This is a genomic window from uncultured Ruegeria sp., from assembly GCF_947489545.1.
Taxonomy (GTDB): domain Bacteria; phylum Pseudomonadota; class Alphaproteobacteria; order Rhodobacterales; family Rhodobacteraceae; genus Ruegeria.
Window position 1 is genome coordinate 69759 of the sequence record NZ_CANLDZ010000019.1, and the last position, 15229, is coordinate 84987.

Here is a 15229-nt window from a genome sequence, read left to right on the forward strand (position 1 = left end):
CCGGACATCTTCCGGTCACGCCATTCAAAGGAGATATCACCATGGCAATGAAAATTCGTCTCGCCCGCGGCGGCTCGAAAAAACGTCCCTTCTACCGCATCGTGGCTGCTGACAGCCGCATGCCGCGCGACGGCCGTTTCATCGAAAAGCTTGGCACCTACAACCCGCTGCTGCCGAAAGACAGCGAAGAGCGCGTAAAAATGGATGTTGAGCGCGTTCAGTACTGGCTGGATCAGGGTGCACAGCCCACCGACCGAATCGCACGTATGCTGGAAGCAGCCGGCACCCGTGACAAAGCCGAGCGCAACAACCCCAACAAGGGCACCCCGGGCAAGAAAGCTCAGGAACGTGCGGAAGAGAAGGCTGCGAAGGCTGCTGAAGCTACTGAGGCCGCTGAAGCTCCTGCCGAAGAAGCGGCTGCGGAAGAATAAGCAGACGAGCGCGTGCAGGATCAGGCGTTCACTGGCGATTTTCGCACGCAGTTCGATCTGTTGATGCGGCTCCGGCGCGATGTGCGCCGGTTCCGCACCCGCGCGATAGACGAGGCAGTGCTGACGCGCTGCCTCGACGCGTTTCAATTGGCCCCCTCGGTGGGGCTGAGCGAACCCTGGCGGGTGATCCGCGTTGAAAGCGCAGAGGCACGGGCCGCAGCGCTGAAGAATTTCCAAACAACCAACGACGCTGCCCTTCGTGGATACTCCGGTGAGAAGGCGCAGCTTTACAGCCGCCTGAAACTGACTGGCATGCAAGAGGCCCCGGTGCAGCTGGCCGTCTTCTGTGACGATGCCACCGACAAAGGGCAAGGTCTGGGTGCGGGCACCATGCCCGAGATGCGGCGGTATTCCGTGGTTTCGGCCATCACCCTGTTCTGGCTGTCATTGCGGGCACAGGGGCTGGGTTTGGGATGGGTGTCCATCCTTGACCCCGACAAGATGGCCCAGGACTTGCGAGTCCCTCTTGATTGGCGACTTATCGGTTATTTCTGCGTTGGCTGGCCTGAAGAACCCTCGGAGACGCCCGAGCTTGAGCGTGTCGGCTGGGAAATCCGTGACGGCTGCCTGCCCATCGAAACGCGGTGATTGATAATGTTTGGACTGATACGACTTCCCATCCTGCTGCTGATCGCATTTATTGTCGGCGTGTTCTTTGAACGCAGCAATCAGCGCGAGGCCTGTGCCGAGCGAGGTAAATGGCAGGACGGTGTATGTGTAACAACGGCGGGATCAAATGACTGATCTGATCTGTGTCGGCAGTATTGCGGGCTCTTACGGGGTACGCGGTGAGGTACGGCTGAAGAGCTTTTGCGCTGTGCCGGAAGATATCGAGACCTATTCCCCACTAACAGATGAGGCGGGCCAAGAGCGTTATCCTGTGGTTCTGACCCGTCCGATAAAAAACGGCTTTGCCGCCCGATTGGGTGGGATCGAGACCAAGGAACAGGCTGACGCGTTCAACGGCTTGCGCCTTTATGCCAGGCGCGACCAGTTGCCGTCGCTTCCCGATGACGAATTCTACCACGCCGATCTGATCGGGCTTGATGTGTATGACACAGGTGGCACGTTGCTGGGCCAGGTCAAATCCGTGCAAAACCATGGCGCGACAGATTTATTGGAGCTTCACGGAGCGGGATTGAAATCAACGGTTCTGCTGCCCTTCACCCTGGAGGCGGTACCCACAGTCGATCTGGATCAGGGTCGTATCGTTGCTGACCCGCCCGAAGGCTTGATCTGATGCGGCGCGTCCTGCTGCATCTGGGGCTACACAAAACCGGCACCACAGCGGCGCAATCCTTTCTGTACGAAAACCGCGAGCTGATCTGGCCGCATTTCTCATTGGCCCTCCCCTATAAGACCCGCAAGGCCGGGTTGTCCGAGGCTGCTACACGCCATTCGATTTACCGTTTGGATTCAACGCTTTCAGACTTCGGAATCCGAATGAACGACTTTCTGGGCAAGCTGGATTTCGGCACCCGCCGCGGGTTGATCCTAAGCGAAGAGAATTTCTCGGGACTGCGGCCAAGCCGAAACCGCGTCGAAGGCTACGCGGCAGCGCCTGATCTTGTGGCCACTGTCGTCAGCGCCGTTCACCGTCGATTTTTGGGGGAAGAGGTCGACATGACTGTCTATCTGTCCCTGCGACAGCGGGACAGCTGGCTTTACAGCTTGTGGGCACATGACCTGCAACACAGCCGGGTCGTGCGGGATTTTGATGAGTTCTGCGCAGATCTGGATCACTTGCCAGATCTTCAGGGCACTGCGGACACCATACGCAAAAGGCTTCCATCGGTCACTGTCCAGACCGCATGGTTGGAAGACCTGCAAAAACGCCAATTCGGCCCCGGCGCGCCATTTGCTGAATTTCTGGACCTTTCGCAAAGCAAGGCCTTGCGGCTTGTAGCCCCTGATCGAACCAACTCCAGCCCGTCCAAAGAGGTACTGGCTGACCTATTGGCGCTGAACCGTTCGTCGCTGGAAGACGCGGCGCTGAACGCCCGAAAGAAAGCCGTGGTCGAAACCAGCCAGAGCGAAATGATCGGTCAAAAATGACAGCGAAGCCCACCAAATCCCACGGCCGCAAGGCGCTGCGCCCAACGCTGAAACCGCGCGAGCTGGTGACACCCACGCCAGATTTGCAAGGCGTGTGGAAGGCCAAGATCATTACCCTGTTCCCATCAGCTTTTCCCGGTGTTCTGGGCGAAAGCCTGACCGGCAAGGCCCTGCAGGAAGGGCTGTGGCAGATGGAAACCGTGGATCTGCGACAGTTTGGGATTGGCAAACACCGCAACGTTGATGACACACCCGCAGGGGGCGGCGCGGGCATGGTTTTGCGTGCCGACGTTCTAGGGGCGGCGATCGAGCACACAATGGCAGGTGTTCAGGGCAACTGGCCGCTGATCTATCTCAGCCCACGCGGACGCCGCATGGACCAGCGCATGATGCAGAACCTGGCGCGGTGTGACGGTATGACCTTGCTATGTGGCCGTTTCGAAGGTGTGGATGAACGTGTGCTCGAACACTACGGGGTCCAGGAAGTGTCGCTGGGGGACTTTGTCATGACCGGCGGGGAAATCGCTGCGCAAGCCCTGATTGACGCCACCGTTCGGCTGATCCCTGGCGTTCTGGGAAACCAAGCCTCGACCGAGGAAGAAAGCTTTTCGTCCGGCCTGCTGGAACATCCGCAATATACCCGCCCAGCCGAGTGGAACGGCCGCCCGATCCCAGACATCCTTATGTCCGGCCACCATGGGCGCATCGAAGAATGGCGTCACAACAAAGCCAAGAATATAACTCGGGAAAGAAGGCCGGATGTGTGGGAAGAATATGTTTCTTCCCAAGAGGATAACGCGGATTAGCGGTGTCGATGTGTGGCGCACCTGCAGCAGTGATCGGCGGATACACAACGAACATCCTTCTGACGGGAATCCTGATTGGCGGCGGCACGGTCGCAACCGACGACGTGCCTAAGATCTAAGAGCCGCCAGCTTTCCATTGAGCCCAGGTTTCCGGGGTGCCGTTGAACGTGTTGATATCGACCCGACCGCGCACGCCGGGCACCAAACCGGTGCCCGTGTATTGCCAGAACCGCCAAAGTGCCCGCGGGTAGACCTGACGCGGGTGACCCGCCACCGATCTGAGCCAGAACTCGGTCCGAGGTAGCCGCGCGATATCTGTGTCCTCGAAAAAGTCCACGGTGGTGTAGACGATGGGCCGGCGGCCATAGTGACGTTCCAGAATATCAAGGAACCTTTGGGCTTCGGCGCGCACCGTCGCACCGTCGGGGCGCAATGTGCAGGTTCTGGAATGCGGCGTCCACTCCATGTCTAGGACATGCGGCAGGTCGGCACCTTTCGGGACATTCTGGATAAACCAACGGGCTTGTTCCCGCGCCGGACGGCAGAAGTAATAGTAGTGATACGCCCCCCAAGGCACCCCCGCCGCCTGCGCACCACGGCGGTGGTCGTCAAACAGCGGATCGGCAACATCCCCGCCTTCCGTTGCTTTCAAAAACGCAAAGCTGACCCCTGAAGCCTTGGCTGTGCGCCAATCAATCGGCCCCTGCCAGCGTGAGACATCGAGCCCATGGACAGGGTATAGACCAGGATGTCGCCCTTCCCATTCATGTGGGTCATCGTCGCCAAAATCGGGATAGACAACCGATGGTGCTGTTCTGTCGACGCCCGGTGCGGGTTCGATCACCTGAGGTTGCGGGCCGCCACGCCCGCAAGACACAAGCACAGCACCTGCAAATGCCAGCAAAAGCGCAAATCGCATGATCTGTTCCTGTTCTAAATCTCTGCTCTTTTAATTAGCTTCAGAATGCCCAATCATGGGCGTAAGGCAACGCTGCATTTTGTAAATGGCGGAATCCCACCAGCCCGTGCTGCACATCACAGCGATTTAGTCTTGATCCTTCGCCGCAAAGCCCTTAAACGACCGCAATCCGGTGCCGCTTTTTGCGACTCCGGTGTTTTGGTTTGCATCATGGCGTGACGTCCTGCTTTCTTCAGCCCGGACGCGACGTGGCGGACTACACCAAAGGAACATTCGATCTGACCTCTGGCGGGCTGTACGCAGGACCCGGTGAAGACCAAGAGCTCTCAGGCCGTGCCCAAACTTCGTGGACCAACCACGAGCATATAGGAGTAAATGCGATGGACCTGATCGCACAGCTTGAGGCGGAACAAATTGCCGCCCTGGGGAAAGACATCCCCGATTTCAAAGCCGGAGACACCATCCGTGTCGGCTATAAAGTGACCGAAGGGTCGCGCACCCGTGTGCAGAACTACGAAGGCGTCTGCATCGCGCGCAACAACGGCAATGGCATTGCCGGTTCGTTCACCGTTCGCAAGATTTCGTTTGGCGAAGGCGTGGAGCGTGTGTTCCCGCTGTTCTCGACCAACATCGACAGCATCACCGTTGTCCGCCGCGGCCGCGTTCGCCGCGCCAAACTGTACTACCTGCGCTCGCGTCGTGGTAAATCCGCGCGTATCGCAGAAGTCACCAACTACAAGCCCAAGGCTGGCGCCGAGGCGTAAGGAGCGGAAAGATGAAAAAAGACATCCATCCCGATTATCACGTCATCAACGTCAAAATGACCGATGGCACCGTCGTTCAGATGAAATCCACCTGGGGCGCCGAAGGCGACCAGCTTGCTCTGGAAATCGACCCCTCTGTGCACCCTGCATGGACCGGTGGCTCGTCGCGCCTGATGGACGCCGGCGGCCGCGTGTCGAAGTTCAAAAAGAAGTACGAAGGCCTTGGTTTCTAAACCCTTTCCGTTTCGATTTCGAAAGGCCGTCCCGATGGGGCGGCTTTTTTTATCTCGTGGGTGGCTGCTTCGAGCCGATTCTGTCAATCCGATCTCTAAGCTGCACATACTCCCACGACAAAAACTTATGCAGATGCATTAAAGACCACGCCTCAGAGCGATTTCGAAACCAGCCCTTCATGCAGTCTACAGCGAAGACCAACGCTCGAATTCACTGATCGCGGGACAAGGCGGCCAGCAAAGTAGTACCTTCAAATCGCCATAATTGAATACTTTACGCGCGCAAAGAATACAGCTAATCACCAGCTGCGAGTGGCTTTGCGTTTTGTTTGAGTACGCCGCGTGTTTTTCGGCAGCCGCTCGCACTCCTTCTCTTTGGTTCAAAAGAGCTCTTTGCTGCCCAACGGCACCGATAGCCCACCGGTGAGGTCATGGGAGACGGCAACAGTGTCCGCGTCTCGATATTTGGGAAAGATCGTAATGAAAAGTCACTTTGAATTTTGCTAATTTCGTCATGACTGAACGACTGGTTTGGGAGATTCGCTTCACTGCAGTGCATCTTACGCCGCGCATGCAAGGGTTTTTGCGTCAGAATTAGCGGCACTGCACAAGTCCGGTTTGCCTGAACCGCAGACTGCTGTGTAGGTCGGCACAGCGTGCCCAACGAGTTCCAGTATATCTGAACAGGCGATCCTTTCTATATGCCGGATCATACCCAGTGCGCCCGCGCAAATCAGGACTTGCAGGAAGACGATCAAAACATTCAGGAACAGATGCTCTTACCCTTGCCCTGCTCGCTGAAAGCTGGTTTGGGCAGTGAATCAGGGGGGTGCCTTTGGCAAGTGGTTCGCTCTAACCTGCGATCCGGGCGTGGTTTTCCAAATTAGAGACTGATATTGACCCAAAGCGCCGCTTGAGGTTCTTTCCTTCCCCGCTGACACAACATATAGTGGCTCACAACAACGTGTGGACAAACACGGTACGACTTGGGAACACAAGCATGGCACATATCATTGTGGTCGGAAACGAAAAGGGCGGCGCAGGCAAATCGACCGTGTCGATGCATGTTGCCACAGCTTTGGCGCGGCTGGGACACAAGGTCAGCACACTGGACCTTGACCTGCGACAGCGCAGCTTGGGACGTTACTTTGAGAACCGGGTCAATTTTCTGAATGGCACGGACACGGGTTTGCCTAGCCCGCTTCATCACGACCTGCCCGAGATCGATGCCAGCAAGCTGAAGCCCGGCGAAAACATCTATGACCACCGGCTGTCCGCCGCCGTGGCCGAGTTGGAAAGCGACAGCGATTTCATCCTGATCGACTGCCCAGGCTCGCATACCCGCCTAAGCCAGGTAGCGCATTCGTTGGCGGATACGCTGATCACGCCACTGAATGACAGTTTCATCGATTTCGATCTGCTGGCGCGGATCGATTCAAAGGGCGAGAAGATTCTGGGCCCGTCTGTCTATTCCGAGATGGTCTGGAACGCGCGGCAATTGCGGGCACAGGCCGGACTGAAGCCGATCGACTGGGTGGTCGTACGCAACCGGGTCGGAACCCAGCGTATGGTGAACAAGGAAAAGATGCAGCGCGCCATCGAGATGCTGTCGCAGCGCATCGGGTTTCGCGTCGCCTCGGGCTTTTCCGAACGGGTCATTTTTCGCGAGCTGTTCCCGCGCGGCCTGACTTTGCTGGATCTCAAGGATATCGGGGTCAAACAGTTGAACATCTCGAACATCGCAGCGCGGCAGGAGTTGCGCGACATGATGCGCGAGTTGAACCTGCCGGGCGTTGAGATCGACTTTTAACTTGCTGGCGTGTAGATCGTGAACAGCTCTTTGGGCTCGGACACGCCGCGCAGCATGTAACGGCCCACCGAGACAAGTTCTTGCGCACAAGGCTGTGCCGCACTGGCGACGTCGTCTGAAATCAGAATCCTTTGCCCCAACGAGCGGTGCATTCCTGCGATCCGTGCGGCCTGATTTACAGCAGGGCCGATCACCGTGAAGTCCAGACGGGTTTCTGAACCGATATTGCCATACAGAATCTCGCCAGAGTGCAGCGCCAGCGTAAAATTGGCGACTGGTTGCCCTGCAGCCTGCCGTTGGGCGTTGAGTTCGGCCATCCGAGTCTGCAGCAACGGTACAGCGGACAGGGCGGCACGGGCATCCGCGTCAATCTCCCCCACATCGAACATGGCCATCAACCCGTCGCCCATGAATTTCAGAATGTTCCCACCGCTATCGTGAACGACACGAACAGCCACCGCCAGGTAGTCATTCAGCATTTCGATAATATCCAACCCGGGCAGTTCCTCGGACAGGTTGGTGAAGCCTTCCAGATCGAAATTCCAGATCACCGCATCAATCTGCTGCAAAGAACCACGCCGGATTTCACCGGACAGGACACGCCTACCTGCATCCCGCCCCAGATAAACACGCAACAGATCGCGTGCCAGTGTCTGGTTCTTGGCGGACTTTAGCGCCAACCCCAGATGTGGCAGGACCTCGCGGATCAGGGACAGATCTGTGTCCTCAAACCCTTTTGGTGCATTGCTGGTCCACGACATCAAAACACCATCGGTAGCCTTTTGCGCCCCGTTCGGGCGCACTTGACCGGAGCTTTCAAAAGAAACACCTGTCGCATAATATTCCGTGGCACCGACCTCTCGCAGGTCATTGAGCAGGGGAAACCGACTGGATTCATTCTGCTCGTAAAGTTTCACCCGAATTTCGCCCAAATCCTCGTGCAGCAACGCATAAAGCGGGCTGCTTTGCCACTGCTCACTGGGCGTATCCGTGTTTTCGAATTTCTCGGATTCACCACCTTTGTCATGGTACCAGCTATACCCGGTTCCGCCATAGACCGGGTGCAGCGTCGACTGCGCCGCGTGAAACCGCATCAGCGGGACGCCCAACTCGACAAGTCGGGTGCAGAACTCTTCCAGCAATTCTTCTTGCCCGGCGCCTTCAAGCCCTTTAGTCACCAGCCAGTCGATCAGACTGGTCGCAGGGGCCGTCGCGGGATCGAATGACGTCATGTTTTTGTCCATATCAAGCATGTGACACATCTGGGGATGCCCCGGCAGAATTACCAGTAGTTAGTCCATCGCGGCAAGACGTCGGAGCATGCGGCGTAGCAGCGCTGCTTCGTCTGTGCTGAACAGGTTCGCCAACTTCGCATCATACTGTTCCGCGATCCCGCGCAACTCGTGATAAACCGTTTTACCCGCCGGTGTCAGCGTCAACCATTCCACCCGGCGGTCATCCTGATGCCGGGTCCGGGTCAAGTATCGACGTTGTTCAAGCTTGCGAACGGCGCGGCTGATTTTGGTTTTGTGGATTTTGGCACGTTCACCAATCTCTTTTGCTGTCATCTGGCCGAAAACACCTAGATGAAACAGTACCCGCCATTCGGTCCTCAGCATGCCATAGCGATTCTTATAGGCCCGCTGAAAATCAAGAGAGCTTTCCTCGGCCGCCTGGTTCAGCAGGAACGGCAGGAAATGTTGCAGTCCAAAATCATCTTTTTTGTCAGAGTCATCGTTTGTCATGCTTGTTAGTTACAAAAACAACTATTATTCGACAAGTAGCAAACGGAGGAACACACAATGAATCGTCCGACAAACCCACATACGATGACACAGGCCAGCACGCCTGTTGGAACCCATGCAGGCTATATGCCCGGCTTTGGCAACGACTTTGAAACCGAAGCCCTGCCCGATGCTCTGCCGCAAGGCATGAACAGCCCGCAAAAGTGCAACTATGGTCTTTACGGAGAGCAGCTGAGCGGCACCGCCTTCACTGCCAACCCGCCGGAGCGCACATGGTGTTATCGCATTCGACCCTCGGTAAAGCACTCTCACCGCTACGAAAAAATCGATCTACCTTACTGGAAATCCGCCCCCTGCATTGACTCAGACGTGATCAGTCTGGGTCAATATCGATGGGATCCGGTTCCGCATTCAGACGCCGAACTGAACTGGCTGACCGGCATGCGAACGATGACGACCGCTGGCGACGTCAACACTCAGGTCGGTATGGCCAGCCATATCTATCTGGTCACGGAATCAATGGTGGATGACTATTTCTTCTCGGCCGATTCTGAATTGCTGGTGGTTCCGCAAGAGGGCCGTCTGCGGTTCGCGACCGAATTGGGGATCATTGATCTGGAACCCAAAGAAATCGCGATCATCCCACGCGGGTTGCTTTACCGCGTCGAGGTTCTGGACGGTCCGGCGCGGGGTTTTGTTTGCGAGAATTACGGACAGAAATTCGAGTTGCCGGGGCGCGGTCCGATTGGCGCCAACTGCATGGCCAACCCCCGCGACTTCAAAGCACCCATAGCTGCCTTTGAAGATCGCGAAGTACCTTCGACCGTCACCATCAAATGGTGCGGCCAATTTCATACCACCAAGATCCCTCACAGCCCGTTGGATGTCGTCGCCTGGCACGGCAACTACACGCCCTACAAATACGACATGCGCAATTATTGCCCGGTCGGCGCGATCCTGTTTGACCATCCGGACCCGTCAATCTTTACCGTGCTCACCGCGCCTTCGGGGCAGCCGGGCACGGCGAATATCGACTTTGTCCTGTTCCGCGAACGCTGGATGGTGATGGAAGATACTTTCCGTCCACCCTGGTACCACAAAAACATCATGTCCGAACTGATGGGCAACATTTACGGCCAGTACGACGCGAAACCTCAGGGCTTTGTTCCTGGCGGGATGAGCCTGCACAACATGATGATCCCACATGGCCCGGATAAGGAAGCCTTTGAAAAAGCGTCCAACGCCAATCTGGGCCCCGACAAGCTGGACCAGACCATGTCCTTCATGTTCGAAACCCGGTTCCCGCAGCACTTGACGCAATTTGCAGCGACCGAGGCCCCGTTGCAGGATGACTATATCGATTGCTGGACATCGCTTGAGAAGAAATTCGACGGCACACCGGGCAAGAAGTAACCGTTCTAATTTCCAAGGTTTGGAGAAAACATGCCTTTGATGAAATCCTGGGTGATCTCGGCCAACGATGCCGCGCATCCGTTTCCCCTGAATAACCTGCCCTACGGGGTCTTTTCGATCGATGGCGGTGAACCCCGATGCGGCGTTGCAATCGGGGACATGATCCTCGACGTCACGGCGGCAGAAGCGGAAGGGGTTATCGTGCTCGCAGATGAGCCGCTGTTCGATCTGCCCTTCTGGAACCCCTTGATGGAGGAAGGGCCAGCTGTTTGGGCCGCTTTCAGAAACCGCGTGACAGCCCTTCTGGCAGACGGGGCAGAGGAGCCAAACCAGATCGCACCCTTGCTGGTCGCACAAAACACTGCCCAGATGCATATGCCATTCGCAGTCAGTGAATACACCGATTTCTACGCCGGCCGGCATCACGCGCAAAATGTCGGCACAATGTTCCGTGGCCCAGAAAACGCGCTGCCGCCAAACTGGCTGCACATTCCGATTGGCTATAACGGTCGGGCATCATCTGTTGTCGTCTCGGGAACAGATATCCGCCGCCCATGGGGGCAATTGAAATCTCCAGATCAGGAATTGCCTGCGTTCCTGCCCAGCCGCCGCTTTGACATCGAGCTTGAAATGGGGGCAATCGTCGGTACGGCATCTGACGGCCCGATCACTGTGCAAGAAGCCGACGACAATATCTTTGGCTATGTCCTTTTGAACGATTGGTCTGCACGCGACATCCAAGCCTGGGAGTATCAACCGCTCGGCCCGTTCCAGGCCAAGGCAACCGCGACCTCGATCAGCCCGTGGATTGTGACCAAAGCCGCGTTGGAACCGTTTCGCTGTGAAACGCCCAGGCGCGCTTTCGAGCTGCTTGATCACCTGAAGGATTGCGGCCCGATGCTTTATGACATTGATCTGTCCATCACTATGGCGCCAAAAAACAAAGAGGCGACCGTGATCGGCCAGACAAATTTCAACCAGATGTACTATTCCGCCGGTCAACAACTGGCACACCACACAACCTCTGGGTGCCCCATGAATACCGGTGACCTATTGGGATCGGGTACTATTTCCGGCCCGACCAAACCCGAACGGGGCTCACTGTTGGAACTCAGCTGGGGTGGGAAAGAACCCCTGACGCTGGACACCGGTGAAACACGCAGCTTCATCGAAGATGGCGACACGCTGACACTGTCTGGCGCGGCCCGTGGCGATGGTTACACAATAGGCTTTGGCGATTGCTCCGGCACACTACTGCCCGCGCTGGACGACCCATTCAAAAGATGAGCACCCAATCTTCATCTTTTCCCAAATACTCCCGCCGGAGGCGGTTTCCAAAAGGATAAGTCGATGACCAAAGCATTCGCGTCCCAGGGGGACATGACTGACAAACAAACTTCATTCACCGAAGTTGGTGACGGGCTCTACGCTTTCACGGCCGAAGGCGACCCGAATTCCGGTGTCATCATCGGCGATGACAGCGTGATGATTGTCGAGGCGCAGGCCACCCCGCGCCTTGCAAATAAGGTGATCGAATGCGTGCGCTCTGTCACCGACAAGCCTATCACCCATGTCGCGCTGACCCACTACCACGCGGTGCGTGTGCTGGGGGCCAGTGCGTTTGGTGCGCAACAGATCCTCATGTCCGACATGGCCCGTGCAATGGTTGTCGAACGGGGTCAAGAAGACTGGGACAGCGAGTTCCAGCGCTTCCCACGCCTGTTCCAAGGGCATGAAAGCATTCCCGGCCTGACCTGGCCGACCACAACATTCAGCGACACGATGACCGTATATCTCGGCGACCGCCGGGTCGATCTGATGCATCTGGGCCGGGCCCACACGGCGGGCGATATCGTGATCCATGTGCCGGATCAGAACGTGATGTTCACTGGCGACATCGTCGAATACCACTCGGCCTGTTACTGCGGTGATGGTCATTTTGGCGATTGGGGCGACACGCTGGACGAGATCAAATGGTTCGATGTCGACGCGATTGCGCCGGGTCGCGGCGATGCACTGCTTGGAAAGGACATGGTGAGCGCCGCAATCGAAAACACGCGCGACTTCGTGGACGGCACATATCGCCCCGCAGCCAAAGTGGCCGCTCGTGGTGGCACCTTGAAAGAGGCGTGGGACGCAGTGCGGGCCGAATGTGACCCCAAGTTTTCGGACTATGCGATCTATGAACACTGTCTGCCCTTCAACGTGTCACGCGCCTTTGACGAAGCACGGGGCATTGATACACCCCGCATCTGGACCGCCCAGCGCGATCTGGAGATGTGGGAGGCGCTTCAAGATTAAGAAAGTCAGCCGACATTGATCCAGATCGTTTTCACGAGCTCAAATCGATGAAACCATGAACTCAAGGCCGTTGGTGCACGCCGCCAGCGGAATTGCAAAGCGACCTTTGGCGCATCTGCTTGGGGGAAAGCCCATGAACAAGATTTTCGAAGTTCCACTTTATGCTTATGAACGCAGTCCGGATCAGGACACCGCAACACCTGTTCGACACAAGGTGATCGTGATCGGCGCCGGGCCAGTGGGTCTGGCAGCTGCGATTGATCTGGCGCAGCAAGATGTCGAAGTTCTGGTCCTGGACGACAATGACAAAGTCAGTTTCGGAAGCCGCGCCATCTGTTTTTCCCAGCGTACGCTGGATATTGCTGATCGGCTGGGTTGCGGGCAGCGCCTACTGGACAAAGGTGTGCGCTGGGACCGTGGCAAAGTGTTTTTCGACGACCGCCAGGTCTATGATTTCAATCTGCAGCCCGACGAGGGCTTTGCGAACCCGGCCTTTATTAACCTGCAGCAATACTATGTGGAAACCTTCCTGATGGACCGGCTGCGCGCGTTGCAGGCTGAAGGCGCGCCGGTTCAAATACGTGGACGCAACAAGGTCGAGGCTGTCGGTACCCATGAAGATCATGTCCGGTTGGAGGTCGAAACCCCGGAAGGCCCCTATACAGTCGAAGCTGACTGGCTGATTGCCTGCGACGGGGCCAATTCGCCCACACGGCGGATGCTGGGGATCGATTTTGACGGGCGTGTATTCGAAGACAATTTCCTGATCGCGGATGTGATCATGGAGGCGGACTTTCCGTCTGAACGATGGTTCTGGTTTGACCCGCCCTTTAATCGGGGCCAATCCGCGCTGTTGCACAAACAACCGGACAATGTCTGGCGCATCGACCTGCAATTAGGTTGGGATATCGACAAGGAACGCGAGAAACGCCCCGAGAACGTGATCCCCCGCCTGAAAGAGATGCTCGGCGAAGAGGTCGAGTTTCAGCTTGAATGGGTCTCGATCTACACGTTCCAATGCCGCCGCATGGAAAGCTTCAGACAAGGACGCGCGGTTTTTGCCGGGGACAGTGCGCATCAGGTCAGTCCATTTGGGGCACGGGGGGCAAACTCGGGCCTGCAGGACGTCGACAACCTGTGCTGGAAACTCAAACTCGTGCTGGATGGAGACGCCCCCGAAAGCTTGCTGGACAGTTATGATTCCGAACGCATTCAGGGCGCAGACGAGAACATTCGGAAATCCAGCCGCTCGACCGATTTCATCACGCCCAAATCCGATATGTCACGGGTGCTGAGGGATGCAGTTCTGGACCTGAGCGAGCATTTCGAATTTGCCCGTCCCATGGTGAATTCGGGACGGTTGAGCGAACCCTGCACCTACGACGGGTCCTCCCTGAATTCAGCCGATGCGCTGGATGGGCCTGCCCAAACGCGGCCCGGTTCGGCCTGTCCGGACGTACCACTAGGTGGCGATTTTCTTTTGCCCAAACTGGCCGGACAGTTCACCCTGCTGACAATTGACGCGGATGCGCCAGAGATTTTGCAGGAAGACGGGATCGAAGTCAGACGGCTGGCACTATCGGTCAAGGATGACATGACTCTGGCGCTCAAACGGCGCTATCTGGGCGATGCCCCCAGTGCGGTCTATTTGATCCGCCCGGATCAGCATGTGGCCGCGCGGCGCGACACCTATGAAGAAAACGCGTTCCGGCATGCAATCCGCCGGGCCAGTGGGAAGGAGTAACCGAAATGGCTGATCTGATCCTCACCCCGAATATCGATAATGCGGATGACTTCTATGCCGACCTGTTGGCGGCGCATGACGGAATAGATAAAGTCGACAGCGATGCGCTGAACGCGCGGCTGGTTCTGGTTCTGGCCAATCACATCGGCGACAACGCGGTTCTGGTCCAAGCGATCAACGCGGCACGCCTGAAAACGACTTATCGAGGGACTGAGTGAGCAACATCGTTCTTTATGATTTTTGGAGATCCTCGGCCAGCTACCGGGTCCGAATTGCGCTGAATTTGGCCGGGATCTCATATGACGCAGTCGTCGTGGACTTGGTCAGCGGAGAGCAAAAGGGCGACGCGCATCGGTCACGCAACCCGCAAGGTCTGGTCCCCGTTTTGGAGATCGACGGGTTGAGACTGACCCAATCCCTGGCCATCATCGAATACTTGGACCGCACACGACAGCTAAACCTGTTGCCCGAAAACCCGGCAGATCGCGCCAAAGCGCAGGCGCTGGCCCAGTCGATTGCGGTGGACATACACCCGATCTGCAACCTTGCAGTCGCCAAACATGCGACCGTGCTAAGCGCGGATGCCAGCAACATGCCCGACGCGTGGATGCAACACTATATTCGGCCCGGGCTGGAAGCGTTCGAAGCACTGCTAGCTGAGTTCACGCAATCGCCTTATTGCACAGGCACACAACCCGGGCTCGCCGATCTGTGCCTGATCCCTCAGCTTTACAACGCCCGCCGTTGGGAGGTTGATCTGTCACACTTGCCACGCCTGTTGGCTGTCGAGGCAGCCTGCAGCGATCATCCCGCCTTTGTCGCAGCCCGTCCCGACCAGCACGCGCCAGCATAGCAAATTTTTGTGGCGTTCAGCACAGACCCTGTGTGCTGGTGCGGGTAGTCCAGAGCGGCGATTGGACCTAGCTTTGATTCATTACAAAATGAGGT

General features: G+C 57.1%; 18 protein-coding genes. 15 read left to right on the forward strand and 3 right to left on the reverse strand.

Translation table 11 applies throughout. From position 1 onward, the window contains the following. Positions 1 to 41: 41 nt before the first annotated feature. From rpsP to trmD, 6 genes are read left to right on the forward strand one after another with little or no spacing between them, the layout of a single operon-like run. On the forward strand, positions 42 to 431 hold the full coding sequence (gene rpsP, locus Q1B13_RS21170) for a 30S ribosomal protein S16 (protein ID WP_298937140.1): 390 nt from the start codon (positions 42 to 44) through the stop codon (positions 429 to 431). A gap of 12 nt (positions 432 to 443) precedes the next feature. Continuing rightward, positions 444 to 1079 carry a 5,6-dimethylbenzimidazole synthase gene (gene bluB, locus Q1B13_RS21175; RefSeq protein WP_299083598.1) on the forward strand — a complete coding sequence of 212 codons (636 nt, stop codon included), beginning with the start codon at positions 444 to 446 and terminating at the stop codon, positions 1077 to 1079. 6 nt (positions 1080 to 1085) lie between these two features. After that, positions 1086 to 1235 carry a hypothetical protein gene (locus tag Q1B13_RS21180; protein ID WP_298937142.1) on the forward strand — a complete coding sequence of 50 codons (150 nt, stop codon included), beginning with the start codon at positions 1086 to 1088 and terminating at the stop codon, positions 1233 to 1235. Beyond that, positions 1228 to 1731 carry a ribosome maturation factor RimM gene (gene rimM, locus Q1B13_RS21185; RefSeq protein WP_299083601.1) on the forward strand — a complete coding sequence of 168 codons (504 nt, stop codon included), beginning with the start codon at positions 1228 to 1230 and terminating at the stop codon, positions 1729 to 1731. The genes Q1B13_RS21180 and rimM overlap by 8 nt, the downstream gene beginning before the upstream one ends. Further along, entirely contained in the window at positions 1731 to 2546 is an 816-nt protein-coding gene (locus tag Q1B13_RS21190; RefSeq protein ID WP_299083605.1) for a hypothetical protein, read from the forward strand. The genes rimM and Q1B13_RS21190 overlap by 1 nt, the downstream gene beginning before the upstream one ends. After that, positions 2543 to 3352 (forward strand): tRNA (guanosine(37)-N1)-methyltransferase TrmD, encoded by an 810-nt coding sequence (gene trmD / locus Q1B13_RS21195; protein WP_299083608.1) that lies wholly within the window; start codon positions 2543 to 2545, stop codon positions 3350 to 3352. The genes Q1B13_RS21190 and trmD overlap by 4 nt, the downstream gene beginning before the upstream one ends. A gap of 115 nt (positions 3353 to 3467) precedes the next feature. On the opposite strand, the gene Q1B13_RS21200 is transcribed toward trmD, so the two are convergent. Further along, the gene (locus Q1B13_RS21200) at positions 3468 to 4271 is read right to left on the reverse strand and encodes a GH25 family lysozyme (protein WP_299083611.1); all 804 of its coding nucleotides are present in this window, start codon (positions 4269 to 4271) and stop codon (positions 3468 to 3470) included. A 380-nt stretch (positions 4272 to 4651) separates the two neighbouring features. Here Q1B13_RS21200 and rplS point away from each other — a divergent pair, with 380 nt between their 5' ends. The 3 genes from rplS (at position 4652) to Q1B13_RS21215 (ending at position 7078) form a co-directional block, all read left to right on the forward strand. Beyond that, positions 4652 to 5035, forward strand: coding sequence for a 50S ribosomal protein L19 (rplS, locus tag Q1B13_RS21205; RefSeq protein WP_120634534.1), 384 nt, complete (start codon positions 4652 to 4654; stop codon positions 5033 to 5035). Between the two features lie 11 nt (positions 5036 to 5046). After that, the gene (gene rpmE / locus Q1B13_RS21210; protein WP_170636256.1) at positions 5047 to 5268 is read left to right on the forward strand and encodes a 50S ribosomal protein L31; all 222 of its coding nucleotides are present in this window, start codon (positions 5047 to 5049) and stop codon (positions 5266 to 5268) included. Positions 5269 to 6268: 1000 nt separating this feature from the next. Next, positions 6269 to 7078: a division plane positioning ATPase MipZ gene (locus Q1B13_RS21215; RefSeq protein WP_298937147.1), complete on the forward strand. Its 810-nt coding sequence runs from the start codon at positions 6269 to 6271 to the stop codon at positions 7076 to 7078. Here Q1B13_RS21215 and Q1B13_RS21220 read toward each other — a convergent pair. Both Q1B13_RS21220 and Q1B13_RS21225 read right to left on the reverse strand, forming a co-directional pair. Further along, positions 7075 to 8331, reverse strand: coding sequence for an adenylate/guanylate cyclase domain-containing protein (locus tag Q1B13_RS21220; RefSeq protein ID WP_299800414.1), 1257 nt, complete (start codon positions 8329 to 8331; stop codon positions 7075 to 7077). The two genes, Q1B13_RS21215 and Q1B13_RS21220, sit on opposite strands and share 4 nt — an antisense overlap. A gap of 39 nt (positions 8332 to 8370) precedes the next feature. Beyond that, positions 8371 to 8823: a MarR family transcriptional regulator gene (locus Q1B13_RS21225; RefSeq protein ID WP_299083617.1), complete on the reverse strand. Its 453-nt coding sequence runs from the start codon at positions 8821 to 8823 to the stop codon at positions 8371 to 8373. A 57-nt stretch (positions 8824 to 8880) separates the two neighbouring features. Here Q1B13_RS21225 and hmgA point away from each other — a divergent pair, with 57 nt between their 5' ends. From hmgA to maiA, 6 genes are all read left to right on the forward strand, one after another. Next, positions 8881 to 10236 (forward strand): homogentisate 1,2-dioxygenase, encoded by a 1356-nt coding sequence (gene hmgA, locus Q1B13_RS21230; RefSeq protein WP_299083620.1) that lies wholly within the window; start codon positions 8881 to 8883, stop codon positions 10234 to 10236. A 30-nt stretch (positions 10237 to 10266) separates the two neighbouring features. Then, complete coding sequence (gene fahA / locus Q1B13_RS21235; RefSeq protein WP_299083623.1) at positions 10267 to 11523, forward strand: fumarylacetoacetase; 1257 nt, start codon at positions 10267 to 10269, stop codon at positions 11521 to 11523. 63 nt (positions 11524 to 11586) lie between these two features. Continuing rightward, positions 11587 to 12537 (forward strand): MBL fold metallo-hydrolase, encoded by a 951-nt coding sequence (locus tag Q1B13_RS21240; RefSeq protein ID WP_299083625.1) that lies wholly within the window; start codon positions 11587 to 11589, stop codon positions 12535 to 12537. 133 nt (positions 12538 to 12670) lie between these two features. After that, on the forward strand, positions 12671 to 14281 hold the full coding sequence (locus tag Q1B13_RS21245; protein WP_299083627.1) for an FAD-dependent oxidoreductase: 1611 nt from the start codon (positions 12671 to 12673) through the stop codon (positions 14279 to 14281). 5 nt (positions 14282 to 14286) lie between these two features. Continuing rightward, positions 14287 to 14499 (forward strand): DUF2783 domain-containing protein, encoded by a 213-nt coding sequence (locus tag Q1B13_RS21250; protein ID WP_298937154.1) that lies wholly within the window; start codon positions 14287 to 14289, stop codon positions 14497 to 14499. Continuing rightward, positions 14496 to 15134, forward strand: a complete 639-nt coding sequence (gene maiA, locus Q1B13_RS21255; protein ID WP_299083630.1) for a maleylacetoacetate isomerase — start codon at positions 14496 to 14498, stop codon at positions 15132 to 15134. Before Q1B13_RS21250 ends, maiA begins: the two co-directional genes overlap by 4 nt. The last annotated feature ends 95 nt before the right edge of the window (positions 15135 to 15229 follow it).

Excerpts from the sequence above, each read along its gene's own strand:
- Q1B13_RS21200 (WP_299083611.1), bottom strand. The coding sequence starts at position 4,271 with ATGCGATTTGCGCTTTTGCTGGCATTTGCAGGTGCTGTGCTTGTGTCT.
- hmgA (WP_299083620.1), top strand. The coding sequence starts at position 8,881 with ATGAATCGTCCGACAAACCCACATACGATGACACAGGCCAGCACGCCT.
- rimM (WP_299083601.1), top strand. The coding sequence starts at position 1,228 with ATGACTGATCTGATCTGTGTCGGCAGTATTGCGGGCTCTTACGGGGTA.
- Q1B13_RS21250 (WP_298937154.1), top strand. The coding sequence starts at position 14,287 with ATGGCTGATCTGATCCTCACCCCGAATATCGATAATGCGGATGACTTC.
- Q1B13_RS21220 (WP_299800414.1), bottom strand. The coding sequence starts at position 8,331 with ATGCTTGATATGGACAAAAACATGACGTCATTCGATCCCGCGACGGCC.
- Q1B13_RS21240 (WP_299083625.1), top strand. The coding sequence starts at position 11,587 with ATGACCAAAGCATTCGCGTCCCAGGGGGACATGACTGACAAACAAACT.
- rpmE (WP_170636256.1), top strand. The coding sequence starts at position 5,047 with ATGAAAAAAGACATCCATCCCGATTATCACGTCATCAACGTCAAAATG.
- fahA (WP_299083623.1), top strand. The coding sequence starts at position 10,267 with ATGCCTTTGATGAAATCCTGGGTGATCTCGGCCAACGATGCCGCGCAT.
- Q1B13_RS21245 (WP_299083627.1), top strand. The coding sequence starts at position 12,671 with ATGAACAAGATTTTCGAAGTTCCACTTTATGCTTATGAACGCAGTCCG.
- Q1B13_RS21225 (WP_299083617.1), bottom strand. The coding sequence starts at position 8,823 with ATGACAAACGATGACTCTGACAAAAAAGATGATTTTGGACTGCAACAT.
- Q1B13_RS21215 (WP_298937147.1), top strand. The coding sequence starts at position 6,269 with ATGGCACATATCATTGTGGTCGGAAACGAAAAGGGCGGCGCAGGCAAA.
- rpsP (WP_298937140.1), top strand. The coding sequence starts at position 42 with ATGGCAATGAAAATTCGTCTCGCCCGCGGCGGCTCGAAAAAACGTCCC.
- Q1B13_RS21190 (WP_299083605.1), top strand. The coding sequence starts at position 1,731 with ATGCGGCGCGTCCTGCTGCATCTGGGGCTACACAAAACCGGCACCACA.
- trmD (WP_299083608.1), top strand. The coding sequence starts at position 2,543 with ATGACAGCGAAGCCCACCAAATCCCACGGCCGCAAGGCGCTGCGCCCA.
- rplS (WP_120634534.1), top strand. The coding sequence starts at position 4,652 with ATGGACCTGATCGCACAGCTTGAGGCGGAACAAATTGCCGCCCTGGGG.
- Q1B13_RS21180 (WP_298937142.1), top strand. The coding sequence starts at position 1,086 with ATGTTTGGACTGATACGACTTCCCATCCTGCTGCTGATCGCATTTATT.